General features: G+C 69.6%; 15 protein-coding genes. 1 reads left to right on the top strand and 14 read right to left on the bottom strand.

Features of this window, described 5'->3' with window-relative positions; genetic code table 11:
• Window positions 1–4: 4 nt before the first annotated feature.
• The 8 genes from asnB to ABEG17_RS05025 all read right to left on the bottom strand — a co-directional run bounded on the left by asnB (window position 5) and on the right by ABEG17_RS05025 (window position 10,203).
• Entirely contained in the window at window positions 5–1,909 is a 1,905-nt protein-coding gene (gene asnB, locus ABEG17_RS04990; RefSeq protein ID WP_406832182.1) for an asparagine synthase (glutamine-hydrolyzing), read from the bottom strand.
• A 10-nt stretch (window positions 1,910–1,919) separates the two neighbouring features.
• On the bottom strand, window positions 1,920–3,206 hold the full coding sequence (locus ABEG17_RS04995) for a glycosyltransferase family 4 protein (RefSeq protein WP_406832183.1): 1,287 nt from the start codon (window positions 3,204–3,206) through the stop codon (window positions 1,920–1,922).
• Window positions 3,203–4,525 (bottom strand): UDP-glucose dehydrogenase family protein, encoded by a 1,323-nt coding sequence (locus tag ABEG17_RS05000; protein ID WP_406832184.1) that lies wholly within the window; start codon window positions 4,523–4,525, stop codon window positions 3,203–3,205. The genes ABEG17_RS04995 and ABEG17_RS05000 overlap by 4 nt, the downstream gene beginning before the upstream one ends.
• A 109-nt stretch (window positions 4,526–4,634) precedes the next feature.
• Window positions 4,635–6,161 (bottom strand): oligosaccharide flippase family protein, encoded by a 1,527-nt coding sequence (locus ABEG17_RS05005; protein ID WP_406832185.1) that lies wholly within the window; start codon window positions 6,159–6,161, stop codon window positions 4,635–4,637.
• 14 nt (window positions 6,162–6,175) lie between these two features.
• Window positions 6,176–7,291 carry a DegT/DnrJ/EryC1/StrS family aminotransferase gene (locus tag ABEG17_RS05010; protein ID WP_406832186.1) on the bottom strand — a complete coding sequence of 372 codons (1,116 nt, stop codon included), beginning with the start codon at window positions 7,289–7,291 and terminating at the stop codon, window positions 6,176–6,178.
• Window positions 7,292–7,335: 44 nt separating this feature from the next.
• Entirely contained in the window at window positions 7,336–8,478 is a 1,143-nt protein-coding gene (locus ABEG17_RS05015; RefSeq protein WP_406832187.1) for a DegT/DnrJ/EryC1/StrS family aminotransferase, read from the bottom strand.
• Window position 8,479: 1 nt separating this feature from the next.
• Complete coding sequence (locus ABEG17_RS05020; RefSeq protein ID WP_406832188.1) at window positions 8,480–9,469, bottom strand: hypothetical protein; 990 nt, start codon at window positions 9,467–9,469, stop codon at window positions 8,480–8,482.
• On the bottom strand, window positions 9,466–10,203 hold the full coding sequence (locus ABEG17_RS05025; RefSeq protein WP_406832189.1) for an NDP-sugar synthase: 738 nt from the start codon (window positions 10,201–10,203) through the stop codon (window positions 9,466–9,468). The genes ABEG17_RS05020 and ABEG17_RS05025 overlap by 4 nt, the downstream gene beginning before the upstream one ends.
• Window positions 10,204–10,466: 263 nt before the next feature.
• Between ABEG17_RS05025 and ABEG17_RS05030 the strand changes: the two genes are divergently transcribed.
• A complete protein-coding gene (locus ABEG17_RS05030; protein WP_406832190.1) occupies window positions 10,467–11,588 on the top strand; it encodes a glycosyltransferase in 1,122 nt (373 codons plus the stop codon).
• A gap of 27 nt (window positions 11,589–11,615) precedes the next feature.
• Here the strand turns inward: ABEG17_RS05030 and ABEG17_RS05035 are convergent, their stop codons facing one another.
• The 6 genes from ABEG17_RS05035 to ABEG17_RS05060 form a co-directional block, all read right to left on the bottom strand.
• A complete protein-coding gene (locus ABEG17_RS05035; protein ID WP_406832191.1) occupies window positions 11,616–12,683 on the bottom strand; it encodes a glycosyltransferase in 1,068 nt (355 codons plus the stop codon).
• 65 nt (window positions 12,684–12,748) lie between these two features.
• Entirely contained in the window at window positions 12,749–14,701 is a 1,953-nt protein-coding gene (locus ABEG17_RS05040) for a right-handed parallel beta-helix repeat-containing protein (protein ID WP_406832192.1), read from the bottom strand.
• Between the two features lie 42 nt (window positions 14,702–14,743).
• Entirely contained in the window at window positions 14,744–20,962 is a 6,219-nt protein-coding gene (locus tag ABEG17_RS05045; RefSeq protein WP_406832193.1) for a DUF4082 domain-containing protein, read from the bottom strand.
• Window positions 20,963–21,541 (bottom strand): RNA polymerase sigma factor, encoded by a 579-nt coding sequence (locus ABEG17_RS05050; protein ID WP_406832194.1) that lies wholly within the window; start codon window positions 21,539–21,541, stop codon window positions 20,963–20,965.
• The gene (locus ABEG17_RS05055; protein WP_406832195.1) at window positions 21,538–22,533 is read right to left on the bottom strand and encodes an NAD-dependent epimerase/dehydratase family protein; all 996 of its coding nucleotides are present in this window, start codon (window positions 22,531–22,533) and stop codon (window positions 21,538–21,540) included. The genes ABEG17_RS05050 and ABEG17_RS05055 overlap by 4 nt, the downstream gene beginning before the upstream one ends.
• Entirely contained in the window at window positions 22,530–23,624 is a 1,095-nt protein-coding gene (locus tag ABEG17_RS05060) for a Gfo/Idh/MocA family protein (RefSeq protein ID WP_406832196.1), read from the bottom strand. The genes ABEG17_RS05055 and ABEG17_RS05060 overlap by 4 nt, the downstream gene beginning before the upstream one ends.
• Window positions 23,625–23,731: the final 107 nt, after the last annotated feature.

Genomic DNA, 23,731 nt, shown 5'->3' on the forward strand with positions numbered 1-23,731 from the left:
CTCGTCACGCCGCGCCCACTCCTGCGGCCCGCGCGCTGCGGTACCACTGCTCGAGGCACAGCAGCTGCCAGACCTGCTTGGACTCGTCGCGACGCCCGCTGCGCTGGTCGGCGATCAGCCGCTCCAGCGGTCCCCGCCGCAGGAAGCCGGAGCCGACCAGCTCCCCGTCCAGCAGCGTGTCGTCCACCAGCTCGCGCAGGTCGTTGGTCACCCAGGCCCGCAGCGGCACACCGAAGCTCGCCTTGGGGCGGTCGATCACCGCGTCGGGGAGCCAGGCGCGGGCCGCGTCCTTCAGGGCCGCCTTCTGCACGCGACCGCGGATCTTCTCCGAGCCGGGCAGCGCGAACGCCGCCGCGAACACGACGGGGTCGACGAACGGGACGCGCACCTCGGTCGAGGCGGCCATGCTCGCCCGGTCGGTGTAGGTGAGGTTCAGTCCCACCATGAACATCCGCGTGTCAGCGAGGCACATGCGGTCGACCTGGTCGGTCAAGGTCGTGTCCTCGTAGACGGCACGGTGGTGGTCGATCACGTCGCCCACGTGCCCGGCCAGCGCCGGGTCGAGCAGGTCCGTGAGCTCGTCGCGGTCGTAGAGCGTGTAGCTGCGGCGGAAGGCCTCCTCCTCCGGGAGCTCGGCGAAGGTCAGGAAGCGCTGGGCCCAGCGCACCGTGCGTATGCCGCGATGCCCCACCGCCACCGGCAGGGCCCGCACCGTGGGCGCCACCACACCGGTGCGCAGCGCGTGCGGCAGTCGGCGGTAGCGGGCGGTGATGAGCGTGGCGTGGTGCTTGCGGTAGCCGCCGAACAGCTCGTCGGCGCCCATGCCCGACAGCAGCACCTTGACGCCCGCCTGCCGGGCGGCGTCGCACATCAGCAGGGTGTTGATCGCGGCGGGGTCACCGATGGGCTCGTCGAGGATGTCGACCACGCGCGGCAGCAGGTCGACGACGTTCGGGCTGATCTCGATCTCGTGCAGCCGGATACCGAGGTGAGCCGCCATCATCCGCGCGTAGCGCGCGTCATCCGGCATCGCCTCGAGGCGCTGGTCCTGGGCACGGAACGCGATGGTGTACGCCTCGATGTCGGCGTTCGCCCGGCGAGCGAGGGCGGTGACGATGCTCGAGTCCAGACCGCCGCTGAGGAATGAGGCCACCGGGGCGTCGGAGACCAGGTGCGCCTCCACGGACGCCTCCAGCACCTCCCGCAGGTCGGCCCGTGGACCCGCTGCGGCGCGGGCAGCCTCCTCGGCAGCGTCCCAGTAACGGCCCTCGGTGACGGACCCGTCCCGGTGGTAGGTCCGCCAGGAGCCGGGCGCCAGCTTGTGGACGCCCTCGACCGCGTTGTACTCCTGCGGCAGCCAGTAGTACAACGTCGACGCCACCATGGCGGCAGGGTCCACCCGCAGCTCCCGCCCGACGGCAGAGACGATCGCCTTCAGCTCGGAGGCGAACACGACCCCGGCGCCACGAGGCATGACATAGAGGGGCTTGATCCCCAACGGGTCGCGGACCAGGGTCAGGCTGCCGGTGGCGGCGCTGTGGATCGCGAACGCGAACATGCCTCGGAACCGGCGCAGGGCCGCGGTCCCCCAGGCACGCCAGGCCTCCAGCACCACCTCGGTGTCCGAGCGCGTGGAGAAGCGCACGCCCAGCCGCTCGAGGTCGGCACGGAGCTCGCGGAAGTTGTAGATCTCGCCGTTGTAGCTGAGGGTCAGCCCGTCCTTGACGAAGGGCTGGTCGGCTGCGGTGGTGAGGTCGATGATCGACAACCGGCGGTGGCCCAGCACCACGGAGGTGTCAGGGTCGACCAGCTCGACGATGCCACACGCGTCAGGACCACGGTGGTCGATCCGGTCGACCATGGTCGAGACGACCACCTTGCCATCGGGCTGCTGGTAGGCGCCCGCCACCCCGCACACGTCAGGACTCCGAGCGCGTCAGCGGCGCCACGGTCGGGGCCGCGGCTGCCGATGTGGGGTGGTGGACAGCGCTGGCATGGCCGGTGAGCTCGTCGAAGACTGCGACGTAGCCGACCTGCTGGTGCTCCCAGGCGAGCTCGGCCTCCACCCGCTGCCGGCCCCGGCGCCCCATCTCGTCGCGCTGGGACGGGTCGTCGACCAGCTCGCAGATCGCCCTGGCGTAGGCCTCGATGTCCCCGGGTTCGACGTACTGTGCGGCGTCCCGGGCGGACACCCTCGTCTCCTTGAGGTCGAACGCCACCACCGGCATGGCGAACGCCATGTACTCCATCGTCTTGTTCATGGTGGACACGTCGTTGAGCGGGTTGAGCGGGTCAGGCGACAGACCGACCTCCGCGGTCGAGAAGACCGCGGTCACCGTCTCGTCGGGCACGCGGCCCGGCATGTCGACATGGTCCTGCAGCCCCAACCGGTCGCGCTCCGACACCAGGTCGGCCCAGCAGTCCCCGGCGCCCATGACCATGAACTGGATGTCGTTGCGCCCCAACGTGTTGACGATGAAGTCTGCGGCCTCCAGCACGATGTCCACGCCGTCTTGGGGACCCATGACGCCGATGTAGGCGACCAGGTGCTCCCGCCCGTGTCGCAGCTCAGGACTCGGCGCCTGTCGCTTGAGGCGGCGCGGGTCCGGACCCGTGCGCACCACGGTCACGTGCTCGGGTGCCTTGCGTCCTCGCTTCCTGGCGATGGCGGCATACGACTCGTTGGTGGAGGTCACGCGGTCGGCGGTGCGGAACGTCGCACGCTCGAGCAGCAGCAGACCGCGGCGGAAGGCGGCGGGACCGTCGGGGAACCTGGACTCGAAGAGCTCAGGGCACAGGTCGTGGTGGTCGAAGACGAACCGGGAGCCGTCGCGCAGGCGGAGCGCCCACGCAAGGGGCCAGAAGATGTCCGGGGGGTTGCAGGCCTGCACGACCTGGAATGCGCCCCGCCGACGGGCCTTGACCGCGAGCCGCGCGGTCGCGAGGAACGAGTACGCGTACTCCAGGAAGAACCCGACCGCCCGCCCGCCAGGGGCGTACGGCGGGTAGGCGAGGATCCGCACCCCCTCAGCGACCTGCTCCGGCCCGGTCCCCTGTCCTGTGGGGCAGACCACGGTCACGTCGTACCCGGCCTGCACCAGGCTCTGGCACTCCAGCCAGACCCGCCGGTCGAAGGGCACCGGGAGGTTCTGGACGATGATGAGCACGCGCGGCACGGCCGCGGGCTTCGGGGTGCGACGTCTCACCAGCTGACTCCTTCGTAGGGCTGGAGCCGCTCGACGTCAGCACCCAGACGGCCGTGGAGGTCGATGACCAACCGCGGAGCCGCGGCGAGGAGTGCGGTCAGGCCCGCGGGGTCGGAGGACGACACGAGCACGACCTCTGCTCCGTCGAGGGCCTCCTCGGGCGTCGCCGCCAGCAAACGGTTCACGTGGGCGAGCTTGCTCTGCAGGTGGCGCAGGTTGGCACCGATGAGCAGGTCGGGGTTGACGATCGGGTCGAAGATGCGCACGTCGAGCCCCTTCCCGACGAGACGCTCGGCGACTTCGAGGTTCGGGCTCTCGCGCAGGTCGTCGGTGTCCATCTTGAAGCTGAGCCCGAGCAGGCACACCCGGCGCAGGCCCGTCGCCAGCACCCGGTCGACCAGTGAGCGCACGGCGATCTCGTTGCTCACCATCGCCGAACCGACCATGGGGATCTCCACGTCGATGTGGCGCGCCATGCTCTGCAGCGCCCGCAGGTCCTTCGGGAGGCACGAACCACCGAAGGCGAAACCGGGCCGCAGGTAGGCCGGCGCGATGTTGAGCTTGTGGTCCTCGCAGAAGATCTCCATCACCTCGCGCGCGTCGACCCCGTAGGGGGACAGCACCCGGCCCATCTCGTTGGCGAAGGTGACCTTCACCGCGTGGAAGGCGTTGCAGGCGTATTTCAGGGCCTCCGCGGAGCCCACGTCGACGTGGTGGACCTCCTGGCCCAGGAAGGCGAACAGCTCGGTCAGGGTGTCCCGTGTCCGGGTGTCCGCCGTTCCCACCACGACGAAGGGCGGCGCGAAGAAGTCCTCCACACCACAACCCTCGCGAAGGAACTCAGGGCACATCGCGGTGCCCACCGACCAACCGGAGGGCCGAGGGTGCTCGGTGAAGACGGGGGCCACCACCTTCGCGCCGGTCCCGGGCGGGACGGTCGAGCGGACGACGACACAGTGGTGGCCCGATGCTGGTGGGGCTGCCACGTCCATCGCGCCACGCAGGTCCCGCAGGACGCGTTCGATGAAGCCCAGGTCGGTGTCCCCGCGGGGCGATGACGGCGTGCCGACGCAGATCAGCGACACGTCGGCACCGTCGATGGCGAGCCTGACGTCCGTGGTCGCCTGCAGCCGCCCGGCTGCGACGGCCTCGCGCACCAGGGTGTCAATGCCCGGCTCGACGACCGGACTCCGCCCCGAGCTGATCATGTCCACCTTCAGGGTGTCGACGTCGACACCGGCGACCTCGTGCCCACGCGCGGCCAGCCCGGCTGCGGTGACCGTGCCGACGTAGCCCAGACCGAAAACGGCAACCTTCATGACGAAGACCTCCTGTTCGACGTGTCGTGCGCGAAGGACCGCCGGGGCGCGCCAGGAGCACCAGCAACGGCGTGGTCAGGGACCGGTCGGTCCTGTGACACAGGGAAGTTCATGCCGCACCCACCACTTCCAGCCGCAGCAGTCGCTGCACGCGGCTGACGTACCGATCCGGCAGGGGCACGATCCCCACGGCGTCGCGCACGATCGTGGCCGCGAGCAGTCGCAGCAGCACCAGGTTCACGACGACGACGGTCAGAGCCGACACGGTGAGGGCGACCCAGGGCCGGCTGGTGGTGGACAGGGAGTGGAACACCAGCACCCCGGCCCCGGTGGTGACCGCCGTCGGGGCGAGCACGGTCAGGAACGGTCGTGCGACCTGCTGGGTCGTGAGCCCCAGCAGGCGCCCGACGAGCACCCAACGGGCGATCGTGGCAAGGGTGGCAACGACCACGAAGCCGACGGCAACGCCGCCCAGGCCCCACCGCACGGCCACTGCGGTCGCCCCCACCGTCACCGCGTCGACCACGACGGAGTAGGCGAGCCAGGACCCCGGTCGCCCGAGCCCGTAGAACAGCCCGTGGTCGAGCATGGCGCCCAGGGTGATGATCCCGGCCAGGGCCAGTGCCTGCGTCGGCACGACGCTCGCGCGCCACTCGTCGCCGAACAACAACGGGACCAGGGCCGGAGCCGTCACGACGATCAGGACCATGATCGGCGACACCACGGCGTAGGCGACTCCGAGCGCCTTGACGTACGTGACGAGCAGGCGGCTCATGGACTGCCGCACCCGGGCGAACACCACCGTGGACACCGGCACCATGGACGCCGCAGCCAGCTCCTGCGCCACCTGCACCAGGCGCTGGGCGATGTTGAAGAGCCCGAGGGCAGAGGGGCCGAGGGCCACGGTGATGATCCAGCTCTCCGCCCACAACCGTGACATGGAGACGAAGTCGACGGCCGAGACCCGCAATCCGAAGGACGCCATCTCGCGGAGCTGACGCGGCGACAGCCAGAACGAGGGCAGCCATCGGGCGCCGCGCCAGGCGAGCACGGCGATCACCCACTGGGCGACGACGACCTGGCCCACGAGGGCCCAGACGCCGCCACCGCGCAGGGCGATGACCACGGCCAGCACCTGGGCCAGCACCGCTGCCACCAGGGCCTGGACAGCAACGGCCCGGAACCTCATGGACCGCCGGAGCAGCGCAAGCGGCACCCCGGCGAGCACGGTCGGCACGACGGAGAGCACCAGTGCCCGCAGCACCTGGACCAGGTCGGGGAGGCGGAACGCCTGCGCCACGAGGGGCGCGACCACCCACAGGGTCGCCGAGAGAAGCGCACCCGCCACCACCGACGTCCAGAAGGCGGTGCTGAGGCTCTGCCGGTCGATCTGCGCAGTCTGCAGCAGGTAGGTCGAGAAGCCTAGGTCGGACAGGAGGTACAGCATCGGCACGAACGTCATGGCGGCCGCGACCACGCCGAACTCACGCGGGGACACGGTGCGGGTCAGCACGAGGAGCGTCGCGAACCCGCTGATGCGGACCACCCACTTCTGCGCAGCGAGCCAGAGTACCCCTGACGCTGCGCTGCGGCCGATGCCCTCCTCGACGACCTGCCGGTCCACCTCTGCCCCCATGACCCGCCGCCCCTTCATCCGCCCGCGCCCACGACCGACAGGAGGACGTCGACGACGCGCTCCTGCTGGGCCGCGGTGATGCCCGGGAACATGGGGAGGGAGAGGATCTCGTGTGCAGCCTGCTCACTCACCGGGAAGGCACCCTGCGCATACCCGAGGTCGGCGGTGGCGGGGCTGAGGTGGACGGGCACGGGGTAGTGGATGCCTGCACCGATCCCTTCCGCATGCAGGCGCGCCAGCACCTCGTCGCGGCGCGCCACGCGCACGACATAGAGGTGCCAGACGGGCTCGTTGCCGGGAAGCGTCGCGGGCAAGCGCAGGCCCGGCGTCCCGGCCAACATCGCGTGGTAGGACGCCGCCGCCCGGCGCCGCTGCTCGTTCCACTCGCGCAACCGGCGGAGCTTGGCCCGCAGGACCACGGCCTGCAACGTGTCCAGGCGTGAGTTGAAGCCGAGCAGCGTGTGCTGGTACTTCGCGGGGCTGCCGTGGGCACCGAGCAGCCGGACCCGCTCCGCGATGCGGTCGTCGTCGGTCACGACCGCTCCGGCGTCGCCATAGGCGCCGAGGTTCTTGCCGGGGTAGAAGCTCGTCGCCGCGGCATCGCCGAACGTCCCCGCCGACCGACCGTGGCGGGTCGCCCCTTGCGACTGTGCGGCGTCCTCGACCACGGCGATGCCGCGGTCGGCGATCACCCTCGGCAGCTGCTCGAACGGAGCGACCTGTCCGTAGAGGTCGACCGGGACCACGGCACGGGTCCGTTCGGTGACCACTGGCCCCACCGCGGCCGGGTCGATGAGAAGGGAGTCCTCGTCGACGTCGACGAAGACCGGTCGGGCGCCGACCCGCACCACCGCCTCGGCGGTGGCGATGAAGGTGTTCGCCGGCACCACCACCTCGTGGCCCTGGCCGACCCCCACCGCCCGCAAGGCCATCTCGAGCGCGTCGGTGCCGTTGGCCACACCGATGCACGAGCGGGCACCGACGAAGTCCGCGTATTCCTGCTCGAAGGCCGACACGGCCTTGCCACCGATGAAGTCACCTGCCGAGAGCACCTCCGCGAAGCCATCCTCGACCTCCTCGGCGACCTCGGCGTGCTGCAGGGACAGGTCGACGAGAGGTATGGCGCTCACGGGCGAGGTCGACCCTACGCGGCGGGGAAGCGGGAGCAGGGTCATCACGCCGCCCTGAGTCCCGCCGCGCGGTGGATGACGCCCACGACCACGGCCTGCTCGGCCTCCGTCATGGCGTGGAAGAGGGGGAGGATGAGCGTGTTGTCGGTCAGCCGCTCGGTGGTCGACAGGTCGCCATGTCCATGACCGCGGTAGGCGGGCTGACGGTGTGCCGCCATGATCCCGGCACGCGCCGAGACTCCGTCGGCGGCCAGGACCGTCAGCATCTCGTTGCGTGTCAACGGGAAGTCGTGGTCCAGCTCCACCCAGAACGACTGGAAGTTCGACTCCCCCCAGGCGGGGTCCTGCACGGTGCGCAGGCCGGGCACGTCCGCGAGCATCGCCTGGTAGCCGGCGGCGAGGCTCCGACGACGCTGCACCATCTCCTCGAGCTTGGCCAGCTGCACCAGACCTACCGCAGCCTGGATGTCGGTCATCCGGAAGTTGAACCCGACCTCGAGGTAGCTCTCGATCACAGGCTGTCGGTTCTGGTGACGGGTGGCAGCGCTGATGTTCATGCCGTGCTCGCGAAGCCGGCGTGCGCGATCAGCCACCTGCTCGTCCGACGTCGTGAGCATCCCTCCCTCCCCCGTGGTGAGCAGCTTGCGCGGGTGGAAGGACCACGCGGCCAGCAGGCCGCTCGCACCCACCGGAGCTCCGCGGTACTGCGACCCCGCCGCGCACGCGGCGTCTTCGACGAGGTGGATGCCGCGGCTCTCGCACAGCCGCCGGAGCGGCTCGACGTCGGCCGGCACACCGCCCTGGTCGACGACCACGACGGCGCGCGTGCGTCCGGTCAAGGTCGGCTCCACGGTGCGCACACTGACGTTCCCGTCCTGGGGTTCCACATCCGCGAAGACCGGGGTGCCACCGACGTGGACGACGCAGTTCGCCGTGGCGATGAAGGAGAAGGACGGCACCACGACCTCGTCGCCGGGCCCGATGCCCAGCAGGTGGAGGGCGAGCTGCAGGGCCGTCGTGCACGAGGACAGGGCAACGCCCTGCGACGCGCCGATGTGGGCAGCGAAGGCGGACTCGAACTCGGCCACACGCGGCCCCTGCGCGATCCATCCTGAGCTGACCGCCTCCGCGGCCGCCTTCGCCTCGGCGTCGTCGAGCCAGGGCTTCATCACCGGGATCGTGTCCATGTCAGCTCCAGATGTCCCGGTGCACGTTCAGGATGACACGCGAGCCGAATGGCTCGAGCTTGATGGGCAGCTCGCTCATGTGGGCCAGGCGCTGCCGCACCGACCGCTGGTTCTCCAGGGGGCAGACCACGAGCAGGAAGCCGCCGCCGCCCGCGCCAGTGATCTTGGCCCCGGTGGCGCCGGCCCCGATGGCCGCCTCGACCGCCTCGTCGATCTGTGTGCTGGTGACACCGGAGGCAAGCTCACGCTTGACGGCCCAGCTCTTGTTCACGCAGACACCGAGGGCCTCGACATCGCCTGCACGCAGGCCGGCGGCCGCTTCGCCGGCCAGGTCGCGCAGCTGGAAGAGCTGCGCGAGGCGGTCGGCGATGTTGGCCCGTTGTTCACCGAGGATGTGGTTCGCCTGTCGCGTGGTGCCGGTGTAGAAGAGCAGCAGCTCGTCCTGGACCTGTCGGCGCACCGCAGGGGTCAGGGCCAGCTGGTCGACGACGACGCGGTCACCGGGCCCGAAGCTCAGGTCGCAGATGCCGCCGAACGCGGCGGCGTACTGGTCCTGCTTGCCGATCGGCTTGCGACAGCGGTCGATCTCGATGGCGCAGGCTCGCTCCGCCAGCTCCTCCGCGGGGACCTGGCGTCCTCGGTAGGCGAAGAGCGCGTGCAGCAGCCCCACGGTGACCGCCGAGGAGGAACCCAGGCCCGACCCGGCCGACGGGATGTCGGCGAGCGTCGTGATCTCGAGACCTCCGCGGATCCCGGTCATGTGCAACGCCTCTCGCACGAGCTCGTGCTCCAGGTCCTCGACCCGCGAGACGATCTCCTTGGCGGAGTAGTTGACGTAGATGTCGTCGTCGAAGCGCTGCTTGACGACCACGTAGACGTACTTGTCGATGGCCGCGTTCAGCACCCGACCACCGTGCTCGCGGTAGAAGTCAGGGAGGTCGGTGCCACCACCCACCAGACCGACTCGCAGCGGCGTCTGCGTGATGATCATGCGGTCACCCTCCCCCGGTGCTGACGGGCGCTCTCGAGGGCTGCCGGCGTGCCGATGTCGATGAAGTAGCTGTCGCCGATGTCGACCGCTCGGGCCCGGCCCACCAGGCGCCCCAGCAGGTCGAAGCCGATGTCTCGCGGGAGCGGCGTACTGATCTCCTCCAGCACCTGCGGACCGAAGGCATACATGCCGGCGTTGGCGAGGTCGCCCCGCGGTGCCGGAGGCTTCTCGGTGAAACCGATGACCCAGCCGTCGTCGTCGACCTCCACGACCCCGCACTCCGACGGTCGTGGGGCACGGAAGACCGACCAGGTCGCCACGGCCCCACCCGCACGGTGCCCGTCGATGAGCTGCCGCAGGTCGAAGTCGGTGAGGTTGTCGGCATTGACGACGAGGAACATCTCCTCGTCCTCGACGAGCTTGCGGTTGGCCAGCAGGGTTCCTGCGCTGCCGAGCAGCTGCGGCTCATGGCTGACGCGCACCACCGGCGCAGACTGCCGACGTTCGACCACCTGCGCCGCGACGAGGGGTGCCAGGTGGTGGGTGTTGACCAGGACCTCGTCGACGCCGGCCGCGGCCAGTGCGTCCAGCCAGATGTCCAGCATGGTCCGGCCGCCGACCTCGACGAGGCACTTGGGACGGGAGTCCGTGATGGGCCGGAGCCGGGTGCCGAGACCGGCAGCCAGCAGAAAGGCCTTGAGGCCCCTCGTGGCACCCTGCCGGTCCTCGCTCACAGCTTCCCCCTGCCGAGTCCTCGTTCGAGCCTCGCGCCCCCACCCTGAACAGCGCCCTCAGTCAGAAGAGCGGTGAGCTACTGCCGGTGATACCGATGAGCCGCAACGGAAGACGGAAATGCGTGCGCCGTGCGCCAGCCGAATCGGTGACCCGCCCGGCACTGCGCTGGTACGTTGTCCAGGCGCGCACGCCCGCTGACCACAGGGACTGGTGACAGCGGCCGTGACGCGGGGTCTGACGACACGTTCCAGCGCAGGTGCACATGACTCTCCGAGTGGCCTTCCTCGTGGACAGCCCGAGCAAGCGGGCGCACGGCAACGCAGCGAGCCGTCTTGCCCTTGGCCTCGTCCAGACGGGTCGAGCGGAGGTCGAGCTCGTCAGCTACAGCGACGACCCCGCGCCACCGTGGCTGCCGGACGAGGTGGCCGTGCACCGCCTCGAGGCGGACAGGGCATCGCGGCTGGTGCCGGGCCTGGCGACGTACCTGCGCTCCCACGCCCCCGACGTGCTGATCACTCGTCAGGTCCATGCCAACTTCGCGGGTCTGGCGTCTGCAGGGGCCGCGCGCCTTCGTGGCGGCTGGGGCGGACACCTGGTCCTCGTTCAGGACCACCTCGTCCAGCTGGCGCATCGCAGCAACAAGCTCGACAACAAGTGGGTGGCCCGCCTCACCTATCGATTCGCCGACGGCGTCATCGCACCGTCGCCGACTGTTCGCGACAACGTCGTCCGTTGGTGCAGCCTGGACGCCGCATCGACAGCCCTCGTGCCGAACCCGATCCCAGGCTTCGGAGGACCGGTGGGTCCGCCGCCCCACCGCTGGCTGGTGGACGGGGGACCCCCTGTCTTCATCAACGTCTCGAACATGTTGTGGTTCAAACGGGTGGATCTGCTCATCGACGCCTTCGCAGAGGTCAGACGTCACCACGACACCAAGCTGTTGGTACTTGGGGAAGGACCCGAACGGGCTGCCGCAGACGAGCGCATCCGCGCACTCGGGCTGACCCAGAGCGCCGAGACCGTGGGCTGGATCGACGACCCCCTCCAGTTCGCCACACGAGCATGGGCACTGGTCCATCCCTCTGACGAAGACGGCTTCGCCCAGGTGCTGACCGAGGCCATGAGCACGGGCTGCCCTGTGGTTGCGGCGGACTCCCTGGGAGGTGGCCCACGCTTCGTCACCGACTCCGGCGCGTTCGGCATGCTCGTTCCACGCGGCGACCGCCCAGCGCTGGTCGAGGCGATGGAGCAGATGCTTGATCCCGCTCTGCGCTCGCACTACTCGACACTGGGCCTGGCGCGAGCCGCAGAGATGTCGCCTACGGCCAGCGCCAATGCTCTGATGGCGTTCCTCGAGGCGCTCGAGCGGCGCCGCAAGGACTGAGCGTCCTGCGTCCGCCGAGTCGTGCACTCAGTAGCCGCGGTAGGTCCACGACCGGCGCCTTAGCCACCAACGACCCTTCTGACCCAGCATGAACCCCACCTCGCGCCCACCGAGCCGCCCTTGGGCCTCGATGATGCGGTAGAGAGCAAGCCGCTTCACTTCGGGCCAGCAGTCGGCGGCGAAACGCGTCAGTCCCTCGACGTCTGCGGTTTCCACACCCGACCCGGCGCCCAACAATCGGTGACCGACGCGGCTTCGGCGCAGACGACCGGGCTGGTATACGCGGCCTGCTGCCCACAGCGCTTCGCGTGCCAGCTGCGCCTTCACGGCCTCGGCCGCGACACCGCGCTCCGCCAGCCTGTCGCCGTAGCGCTTCAGACAGACGTCGAAGACTGACTTCCGCTGCTCCAGGTCCATCAGCGGGCTCACGGCCTGGTGCATGTTCTTGCCATGCAGACGGTAGAACGCCTGGTCGACACCACGCAGGAAGCCGACATCCCCATGGGCGGCGAGCCGCATGAACATCTCCATGTCCGCGGCTCTGGGGAGTTGCGGGTCGTACCCACCGACCCGCTGCTGAAGGGCGGTCCGCACCACCACAGCGGGCGCGCTGATGGGGTTCTCGCCGTCCCGGAACCTCCGGTCGAGCCACCACTGCCCGGACCAGACCGACCATCCTCGAACCCGCGTCCGAGGCGTGGGCAGCGGCGCGCCGTCGTTGACCCACAGCGCTCGGCCGTACACGAAGCCAACCTCAGGATGGGCGTCAAGCAGGTCGCGGGCCCGGGCCAGGGCGCCGGGCGTGGCGAGGTCGTCAGCCGACATCAAGAGGCAGTAGTCGCCATCAGCCCACTCGAGCAGACCCTCGTTGAACGTGGCGATGTTGCCCTTGTTGGCCTCGTGCGCGAGCACCTCGACACGCGGCTCGCGGGCGGCGACCCTCCGGGCCACGTCGGCGCTCCCGTCGGGCGACGCGTCGTCGATGATGAGGACGCGCACCTCCACGCCGGGTTGGTCGTCCAGGACGCTGCGGACCGCCGCCTCCAGGAAGTGGCCGTAGTTGTAGCACGGGATGACCACGCTGACCGAACCCATGACACGACCTCTCGTCGCTCTGCGTGGCGCTGTGTGCCCCCACCACGGACGTGTGTCTGCCGGGCTCACCGCACGCCCCGCACGACGCTGCCGGCATCCTGCCCGAACGGTCCGGTGCAGCTCCCCCCGTGGCGTGAGACAGACGAGGTGCACCTGTCTCCTTTGCTGACCGACCCGGTCCACTGCGTCCAGGTCACCGGGTTGTCGTGGTTGCCCTGGCTCCAGGCGTAGAAGGTGGACGGACCGTTGTAGACGTTGTGGGACCAGCGGTTTCCCTGGGCGAAGGTGACCTGTGTGGGCACGTCGCCCCCTCCCGCACTGCTGTTGGGCCCGCCGAACTGGCTGAACACGCCGTTGGCCCCGCACGCCGGCCAGACCTTGGGAGTGCAACCGGCGATGTGCGAGGGGTTGAAGTCGATGCGGTTGTGCGTGACGTCGACGTTCTGGGTCTGCCACATACAGCCGTCCCAGTAGTCCTGCGGTGGGGAACCGGTGACCTCGCCCCTCCACGTGGTGCGGTTGATCCGGGCACCGGGAAGGTTGGCCTCGCAGCCCTTCACACTGAACGGCCCCTTGGCACCGCCCTTCAGGAGCGTGCAGCCGCCGTCGAAACCGTCGCTGCAGTGACGGTTCGAGTTCTGCCACAGGAAGACCCCGCCGCCGTTGTCCACCAGGGTGTTGGCGGCGATGACGGAGCGCTTCGGGTGGCCGGGCATCCCGGAGGCCTTGCACGAGGCCATGGCGCAGGTGGGGACTCCCGCGTTCTTGCTGTCACTGCCCGATTCGGAGATGTAGATGGCGGCCATGGGGAAGTTGGGGTTGCCGGGCCCGTCGGTGAGGTTGTTGCGCGCGATCCAGTTGTCGGTGATGGAGAAGTTGTAGGAGGTCTCCTCCCAGATGGCCCCGTTCTCATTGTCGGTGATGGTGTTGGCCGTCCAGGTGGTGTTGGCGTTGTTGGTGTCGGCCCAGCCACCCACTCCCCAGTTGTGGTGGATCCAGTTGCTCCTGATCATCACGCCGTTGGTCCCCCACAGCTTGAAGCCGCCCTGGTTGCCGTTCCCCTTCACGGTGCCGCAGTGCGCGTTGCGGAAGCGTTTCGGCACGGGGTTGTGGTTGCGCCAGCCCAGGCCGGGGTTGTCCAGCAGTCCGGAGAGGTCACAGGTGTCGTTGTAGCTGATCTCGTTGTTCTCGACCCACACGTTGTACGGACCACCGGTCAGCGAGTCGCCCCTCAGCGTCTGGGCGGACTGGAAGCCGTACTGCCCGTTCTGCGTCAGGCAGCTGTCGCGCAGGATGTTGTCGCTGGCTGCGAACATGCCGCCACCGGGGACGTTGAGCGTGACCGTGCTGTGCAGCAGCTTCCATCCGGAGTTGCCCGTCTGGTTGATGGCGGTCTGGTCGACGGGGGGCGCGAACTTCTCGATGGTGAGGTAGGCGATGGTGACCCCCGGCTGCTCTCCCGTGCTGATGTTGCTGTCGATCGCCACAGGCCTGGTGTACCCGCCGTCGAGGGTGGCCCCGACACCATCCGCCCACCCCCCGACGAAGACGTCACCCGAGCTGGCGCTGAAGCTGCCGCGGTGCGTGCCTGGCGCGAGGTAGTAGACCGTGCGGGGGCTGAGCTCCCAGTTCTGGTAGTCCTTGTCCTGGGGCGGCAGCACGGCGCCACGCGTCGCTGCGGGGAAGTCGGTGCCGGGCCTGCCGAACGTGGGGAGTCCCGACGTGCCCGAACGGTAGGGGCCCGGCCGGCCGGCGTACCGCCAGGGCGACCGGAGCGCGGGCCGGCCGCAGACCGCCCTGCCCTTCGACCTGGCCGGGGCCGCCCCGACGAGCTGCTCGTCCGCCGCACGCACCCTGACGTCCGACGGGGCCGACACGTCGTTGCTCTGGGCGGCTCCAGTCACCGGCCTCGCGGCGCCGCCTCCGTCACCCGTCGTCCCCGCCGCCAGAGCAGCGGCCAAGGCGGCTGCGACGAGCAGCACGCCCGCCACGACAACCGTCATCGTCGTCCTCGACACGACCCCATCCTTTCGGCGACAGCTCCTCTTGCCGCCCATCGCCTACTTCGTGGAGAAGACGACATCGACCCAGTAGTTCGTCGAGCCGTACGTGCTGCTCGGGAAGCTGCTGACGCTGCCGTACGTGTAGACCGCGTTGCCACCACTGACCCCGTCCCTCAGTGCGTGAAGCGGCGCGTTGTCGACCCCCGAGGCGCTGAAGTACCCACCATCAGCGGCGTAGTGACCGTTCGGGGCGAAGTACGACGCCACGTACACCGTCCCAGCGGTGACCGCCACCGGCGAGGCGAAGTTGACCTGCTGCCACCCCGAAGCCGACTCGGACGTGAACGTCGCAGAAGCCAGCTTCGTACCCGTCAACGACCAAAGGCTCCCCATGTGCGTACCCGTGTTCGCCGTCCCCTTATAGAACCGCACCCCGGTGACCCAGCCATCCACGTCAGCCTTGAACTTCACCCCCAGCTCCAACGACGACGAGTCCGCCGCACTGGCCGTGGCCGGCGTCGCCGACGACGACCAGATCGTGCACCCGGTACAGCTGGCCGCCGCCGGCGTCACCACGTTCGAAGCCACCGACTGCGCACCCGTACCCGCCGCGTTCGTCGCCGCCACCGTGAACGTGTACGACGTCCCGTTCGTCAACCCACTCACCGTCGCAGTCGTCACCGGCGGGTTGCCCGTCACCGTCACCGCCGCCTGCGCGACCGCACCGACGTACGGCGTGACCGTGTAGCCCGTGATCGCACTTCCACCGTTGGACGGCACCGCCCACGACACCGACGCCGACGCGTCACCCGCCGTCGCCGTCACCGCGCTCGGCGCACCAGGCACGGTGGCTGCACCGGTGGAGAAGACGACATCGACCCAGTAGTTCGTCGAGCCGTACGTGCTGCTCGGGAAGCTGCTGACGCTGCCGTACGTGTAGACCGCGTTGCCACCACTGACCCCGTCCCTCAGTGCGTGAAGCGGCGCGTTGTCGACCCCCGAGGCGCTGAAGTACCCACCATCAGCGGCGTAGTGACCGTTCGGGGCGAAGTACGACGCCACGTACACCGTCCCAGCGGTGACCGCCACCGGCGAGGCGAAGTTGACCTGCTGCCACCCCGAAGCCGACTCGGACGTGAACGTCGCAGAAGCCAGCTTCGTACCCGTCAACGACCAAAGGCTCCCCATGTGCGTACCCGTGTTCGCCGTCCCCTTATAGAACCGCACCCCGGTGACCCAGCCATCCACGTCAGCCTTGAACTTCACCCCCAGCTCCAACGACGACGAGTCCGCCGCACTGGCCGTGGCCGGCGTCGCCGACGACGACCAGATCGTGCACCCGGTACAGCTGGCCGCCGCCGGCGTCACCACGTTCGAAGCCACCGACTGCGCACCCGTACCCGCCGCGTTCGTCGCCGCCACCGTGAACGTGTACGACGTCCCGTTCGTCAACCCACTCACCGTCGCAGTCGTCACCGGCGGGTTGCCCGTCACCGTCACCGCCGCCTGCGCGACCGCACCGACGTACGGCGTGACCGTGTAGCCCGTGATCGCACTTCCACCGTTGGACGGCACCGCCCACGACACCGACGCCGACGCGTCACCCGCCGTCGCCGTCACCGCGCTCGGCGCACCAGGCACGGTGGCTGCACCGGTGGAGAAGACGACATCGACCCAGTAGTTCGTCGAGCCGTACGTGCTGCTCGGGAAGCTGCTGACGCTGCCGTACGTGTAGACCGCGTTGCCACCACTGACCCCGTCCCTCAGTGCGTGAAGCGGCGCGTTGTCGACCCCCGAGGCGCTGAAGTACCCACCATCAGCGGCGTAGTGACCGTTCGGGGCGAAGTACGACGCCACGTACACCGTCCCAGCGGTGACCGCCACCGGCGAGGCGAAGTTGACCTGCTGCCACCCCGAAGCCGACTCGGACGTGAACGTCGCAGAAGCCAGCTTCGTACCCGTCAACGACCAAAGGCTCCCCATGTGCGTACCCGTGTTCGCCGTCCCCTTATAGAACCGCACCCCGGTGACCCAGCCATCCACGTCAGCCTTGAACTTCACCCCCAGCTCCAACGACGACGAGTCCGCCGCACTGGCCGTGGCCGGCGTCGCCGACGACGACCAGATCGTGCACCCGGTACAGCTGGCCGCCGCCGGCGTCACCACGTTCGAAGCCACCGACTGCGCACCCGTACCCGCCGCGTTCGTCGCCGCCACCGTGAACGTGTACGACGTCCCGTTCGTCAACCCACTCACCGTCGCAGTCGTCACCGGCGGGTTGCCCGTCACCGTCACCGCCGCCTGCGCGACCGCACCGACGTACGGCGTGACCGTGTAGCCCGTGATCGCACTTCCACCGTTGGACGGCACCGCCCACGACACCGACGCCGACGCGTCACCCGCCGTCGCAGCCACGTTCGTGGGGGCGTCCGGTGCCGCGGTGCCGCTGGGTGTGACGGCGTTCGATGCTGGCGACTGCGGACCCGTACCCACCGCGTTCGTCGCCGCCACCGTGAACGTGTACGACGTCCCGTTCGTCAGGCCGGTGACCGTCGTGGTCGTCGCCGGCGGGGCCCCCGACACCGTCACCGCCGCCTGCGCGACCGCACCGACGTACGGCGTGACCGTGTAACCCGTGATCGCGCTGCCACCGTTCGTCGGTGCCGTCCACGACACCGATGCCGACGAGCCTCCGGCCGCGGCAGTCACCGCGGACGGAGCTCCGGGAACGGTTGGTGCTGCTGGCGTGACGGCGTTCGAGGGCGCCGACTGCGGACCTGTGCCGACGGCATTCGTGGCGGTCACCGTGAAGGTGTACGCCGTGCCGTTCGTGAGGCCGGTGACCGAGGCCGTCGTCACCGGCGGGTTGCCCGTCACCGTCACCGGCGTCTGCGCGACGGTGCCGACGTACGGCGTGACCGTGTAGTCCGTGATCTCACTGCCGCCGTCGGAAGGCGCGGTCCAGGACACGCTGGCCGCCTTGTCCGCTGCGGTGGCCGTCACCCCCGTCGGTGCTGCGGGCGCCGTGGCGGCGGCGGTGGAGAACACGACGTCGACCCAGTAGTTCTCGGAGTTGAAGGTGCTGGTCGGGAAGGCGCTGGTGCTGGAGTACCGGTACACCCCGTTGCCGCCGCTCACCCCGTCGCGCAACGCGTGCAACAGTCCGTTGTCGACACCCGAGGCGGCGAAGTAGCCGCTGTCCGCGGCGTAGTGGCCCCCTGGCGCGAAGTACGACGCGACGTACACCGCTCCTGCCGTGATGGTGACCGGTGCGGCGAAGGCGACCTGCTGCCACCCCGAGGCACTCTCGCCCGTCACGGTGGCGGAGGCGAGCTTGGCTCCCGCTGCCGTCCAGAGGCTGGCGACGTGGGTGCCGGTGCTGGTGCCGGCCTTGTAGAAGCGGATCCCCTTGATCTGGCCGTTCACGTCGGCCTTGAACTTCGTGCCGATCTCGATCGCGTTGGGGTCCCCCTGGTCCGGCGTGTTCGGAACGGCGGTGGGCGACCAGATGGTGCACGCGGTGCAGCTCGTCTTGGAGGGCGTGACCGCGTTCGACGCGGCGGAGGCAGGACCCGTCCCCACCGAGTTCGTGGCGGACACCTTGAAGGTGTACGTCGTGCCGTTCGTCAGCCCGTTGACCGTGACGACCGGGTCGGAGATCGTGCCACCGACCGTGGTGGGCGTCTGGGCCGTGGTGCCGATGTACGGCGTGACGGTGTAGCTGGCGATGGCGTTGCCGCCGTCGGGCGGGACGGTCCAGGTCACCTGCGCAGAGGCGTCGCCGGCGGTGGCGGACACGGCGGAGGGCGCCCCCGGCACCGTCGCCGGTCCGCCGTTGGGGTTGAACATCACGTCGACCCAGTAGTTGCGCGCGCTGACGCTGGTGCTCGGGAACGCGCTGGTCGCGGAGGTGCGGTAGACGCCGTTGCTGGTCCCGTTGACGTTCCGCAGCGCGTGCAGGGGCGGGCTGTCCATGATGCCGCTGGCGTACGGGTCCGGTGCCGGTGCGTTGTACATGTAGTCGTCGTCCTGGGCCGTGTGCCCGACCGGCGCGAAGTAGGACGCTACGTACGTGGTGTTCGCGTTGATGGCGACGGGCGTGGTGAAGGAGACCTGCTGCCAACCAGCGGCGCTCTCGTTCGTGAACGTCGCCGACGCGATCTTGGTCCCCGATGCGGTCCAGAGGGTGCCGACGTGCGTGCCGGTGTTCTTGGCGGACTTGAAGAAGCGGAGGCCGTTGACCACGCCCGAGACGTCGGACCTGAACTTGACGCCTACCTCCACAGCGCTGGCGCTCCCCGAGTCGGCCAGGGTGGGGGTCGCGCCGGTGCCCCAGACGGAGCAGTTGCAGCTGACGTTGAGCGTGGCCCCCGCGCCCGCTGTCTCGAGGTTGCCGCTGTCGTCCACGGCGCGGGACCTGATCGTGGTGCTCGGGTTGCCGTGCGCGACCCAGCTGTAGGTCCAGCTCGTCGTGCCGCTCGCAGGGTGCCAGGTCTTGCCGTTGTCCGTCGACACCTCGACGCCCGCCACCACGCCACCACCGCTGTCAGTGGCTGTGCCGCTGATGGTGACCTTCCCGCCGTCGCCGACGGTCCCACCACCTGCAGGACTGGTGATCGCTGAGGTCGGGGCGGTCAGGTCGGTGGACGCCGTCGCCGTGGTGAGCCCTGCCAGCAGGGCGTACGGCTGGACACCCATGTCCGCGAACAGGTTCACCGTGGCCTGCTGCATGGTGCGGTCGGGGGTTGAGCCGGGGTCGAGGCCGAAGGACCACTGCACCGTACCGGCACCGAACACCAGGGCCCCGCTAGGTGCCCGGTACAGGGTGAGGTTGTGGGTCGCGGTGCCGCCGGCCTGGGTGGTGCTGCCGTAGTCGGTGAAGATCTCAGCCGACGTGGAGGTCGTGGAGGACATCCTGAACGCACCCGCTGGACGGAATCCGTTGTCCGGGTCCACGTCCCACTCGTAACCGAGCGTACCCAGCCCGGATCCCAGCGTGAGCGTCTGGCCGGTCGACAGGCCGGCAACACCGGTGTTCCGCCAGAACCGCAGCTTGGAGTACTGCGCCGGCACCCGGATGTCGGTGGTGCCGGAGTTCACCTGGAACAGCTGACCGGTGAGTGCGTTCTGGGGCTTCCCCCCGTCGCCGGGGGGACTGTACCGCGGGTCCTGCCAGGTGCCCGTCCAGGCGACCGGGTCCGCCTGGCCGTCGTAGTGGGTGTCCTTGTAGGCCACCAGCGTCCGGTTCGGCGTGTTCGTGCCGTCGACGCTGGCTTCCGTCCTCGTCTTCCAAAAGACCTCGTTGCCGCTGAAGAACGCGAGGTTCAACCCGCGGTCCCGGGCGGCCTCCACGTTCGCGCGCTGCGTCCCCGACCAGTACTCGTCGTGACCTACCGACAGGAACACCTTGTGGTTGTTGAGCAACGACCCTCCGGCCGACGTGCCGACATCCATCCCCGTCGTATACGACAGGTCGTAGCCGTTGGCCTCCAGGAACCGGATCATGGGGTACTCGGCGTACCTCACCCAGCTGCGACCGCCCGAGTCGTCCTCCGCCGTGTGGAACGGACGGTTGTAGGAGACCTTGGCCGCGCCCTTGTATGCCGCCGGGCTCCCCGCCGGGCAGCTCCCCGAGCACGTGTAGAGGCTGTTGCCGCCGTAGGTGTTGTACGCCTGCCACGTCTCGTCCGACGTCTGGAACAGGATGCCTGAGTGGCTCGAGTCGTCCCGGACGATGAAGGTGATGTGGCTGCCGCCGGTGGCGTCCTCCCGGACGAGGTGGGCGATGTAGATGCCCGAGACCGCGGTGGTCGGCACCGTCCACGACGCGGAGACCGCCCAGTTGCCGCAGTCGACCAAGCCCGTCGAGTCCTGGGGCGCCAGGCACGACGGCTGGGTCTGCGGCAGGACCGCCGACGGCTTGAGGTTGGCGGCCAGCTTCCGCGCACCGTTGCCCGAGTAGTAGCCCAGCCGCAGGATGTCGAAGTGGTATGCCCTTGAAGGGGTGTTGATCTTGAACCGGACGGTGTCACCCGGGTTCACGCTGATCGTCGTGGCGAAACCCTGGATCGTTGACGACCCTGCGCCGCTGATGTCCCAGTCGCTGGCCGGCGTACCCGCCTTGGTGTTCTCGCAGGCGATCGGGTTCACCACTGGTGCGGCGCACGGGTCGGCGGCGGCCGCTGAGGGGGCCTGGGCGACCTGGACCGATAGGACCAGGGAGAGGACGAACAGCGCGAGGAGTGCTGCGGCGACACGGAACCGGTGCCTCGTCATCTACATCGCCACCATCGCTCGAAGCCGGCGCACGCAGCGGCCGCGGGTCGGGCCGATGCTTCCGATCGGGACGCCCAGCTCGGCGCTGATCGCCTCGTAGCTGGGCGGGGGGTCCTGCGTCATCAGCTCGAGCAGGGAGCGCCAGGTCGAGGGCAGCGTCGCCACGGCTGCCTGCGCCGTGGCGGCCTGCTCCCTGGCGATCAGTGCCTCGTCCAGCGGCGGCTGCAGCCGGTCCTGGCTGTCGAAGGTGGATTCGTCGTCGCTCGGGACGACCTTCTGGTGGTGAGCGAGGTGGCGCAGCGACTCGCGCTGCGCCGTGGTCGAGAGCCAGGACGCCACCCGGGCGGGTTCGCGGACGTCCTCGATGTTCTCCAAGAGGCGCAGCCAGGTGGTCTGGACCACGTCGGCAGCGTCCCACTCGCTTAACCCGTGCCGGAGGGCGATGTGCCACAGCAGTGCCACATGGCGCTCGACGAGCCGGTCCCAGGCACGCGGGTCACCTGACGCCGCGGCGCGCACCAGCTGCGCGACCTCGAGGTCCTTCTCCGTGGCAGCGTGCTCGCCGCTGGGCTGTCTCATGGTGCGCGCACCTCACGCCCGGCCGCGACGGCTTCCCGTTGGGGCTGCCACCAGTCGACGAGCTCGCGGAGCCCCTCCTCCAGGCCGACCCGGGCCGTGAAACCCAGGTCACGCCGGGCGGCCGAGGTGTCGGCCAGCCGCCTGCTCACGCCGTTGACAGCCCGCTCCGGACCGTGCTGCACCTCGAGCTCCGAGTCCATCGCCCGCAGCAGGGCCCGGGCGAGCCCGAGCAGGCTCGTCTCCTCGCCGCTCGCGACGTTGTAGACCCCCTCCTTCATGTCGCTGGCTGCCGCGAGCACGTTGGCCCGCGCGATGTCGCGCGTGAAGACGAAGTCCATCGTCTGCTGTCCGTCACCGAAGATCAGGGGGGGCTGGCCATCGGCGATGCGTTCCATCCACCGGACCAGCACCTCCGTGTAGAGACCGTGCACGTCCATGCGCGGCCCGTAGACGTTGAAGTAACGCAACCCCACGTAGTCCAGCCCGCTCATGGCCCGGAAGCTGCGCGCCATGCCCTCGTTGAAGGACTTCGCGGCCCCGTAGAAGGTGTCGTTGTTGTGGTGGTGGTGACGCTCGCCGGTCGGGAACGACTCGGCGAGCCCGTACACCGAGGCCGACGAGGCGAAGACCAGCTTGCCCACCGCCTGCTGGGCGGCAGCCTCGAGCACGGTGAACGTGCCGTCGACGAGCACCTCGAGTGCAAGGCGGGGCTCCTCGGCACACTGGGTGATGCGGATGGCCGCCTGGTGGAAGACGAGGTCCTTGCCCCGGGTGAGGTCGTGCACCAGGTCGCGGTCACGAAGATCGCCCTCGACGAGGCTGACCCGCCCGGACGCCAGCGCGGTGGTGAGGTTCTCGCGACGACCCCGCACCAGGTTGTCCAGGACGTCGACGTGCGCGACGCCGGCGTCGAGGAGCTGGTCCACGATGGTGGAGCCGATCGTCCCCGCTCCTCCGGTGACGAGCACCGCGGCCCCGTGGAGCGCACTCACCGCGCACCCCGAGATCCCGCGTGCAGCGTTGCCGGGGTGAGCTCGCGACCGTGCGGCATGCTCACCGGCGCCATCGCCCCGGCACGGCGCTGGCTCTCCGAGGCCGCCTCCAGGACGGCGAGCACCCTCAGGCCGGCCCAGCCGTCGGTCAACGGCGGCCGCCCCTGCGTGATCGCCGCGGCGAACTCGCCTGCCATCACGCCCAGCGCCTCGCGCTCGGGCAGTGCAGGCGCGTGCATGTCACCGAGGCGGTAGTTGACGTTCACCAGGCGCTTCTCGGCCGCGTCGTCGGAGTCGGACATGAGGTCCAGGTCCACGCCACGGTCGTAGACCGCGAGCCGCTGCTGGGGGTTGAGGTCGTCCCAGACGACCGTCTTGCGACTTCCGCCGATGATCATGTGCCGGATCTTGGTGGGACTCAACCAGTTCACGTGGATGTTGGCGATGGCACCCCCGTCGAGCGGCATGGTGAGGTAGCCCAGGCAGGACCGTCCGTTGCCGATGGGGTCCGAACCCCGGGCCGAGACCTCGCGGGCGGACAACCCCTGCGGCAGGACGAAGTCGAGGATGGACAGGTCGTGGGGGGCCAGGTCCCAGAAGACGTCGACATCCGGTCTCACCAGCCCGAGGTTGATGCGCACCGAGTCGACGAACAGGATGTCGCCCAGCTCACCGCTGTGCACCTGCGCGCGCAGGTGCTGCACGGCCGGGGTGTAGCAGTAGGTGTGGTCGCACATCAGCACCAGGCCGAGCTCCTCGGCCCGTGCGACCATGTGCTCGGCGTCGACCCGCGTGGACGCGAGCGGCTTCTCCACCAGGACGTGCTTGCCCGCGTCGAGGGCGGCCATCGCCATCCAGCAGTGGGTGTCCGCGGGAGTGGCCACCGCCACTGCGTCGATGTCGGGCCGTGTCAGGAGGGCCTCGAACGACGTCTCCACCTCCACGGTGCTCCGGTCGCCGATCACCCGGTCGGCGCGTTCGCGATCGACGTCACAGACCGCCACCAGGTCCCATTCAGGACTCCCCCGAAAGCTCCTGACGAGGTTGGGGCCCCAGTACCCGGCTCCGACCACCCCCACGCGCAACGTCATGTGACCACCCCTCCTGCTATGACCCCGCTTGGGCCAAGACACTGCCTGAATGCGGGGCTGGCGGGCTCGCCTCTCCTGCGTAGGACGCTGGCACTGCAACGTCCCCG

This window comes from Pedococcus sp. KACC 23699, assembly GCF_045348425.1.
In the GTDB taxonomy this organism is placed as follows: domain Bacteria; phylum Actinomycetota; class Actinomycetes; order Actinomycetales; family Dermatophilaceae; genus Pedococcus.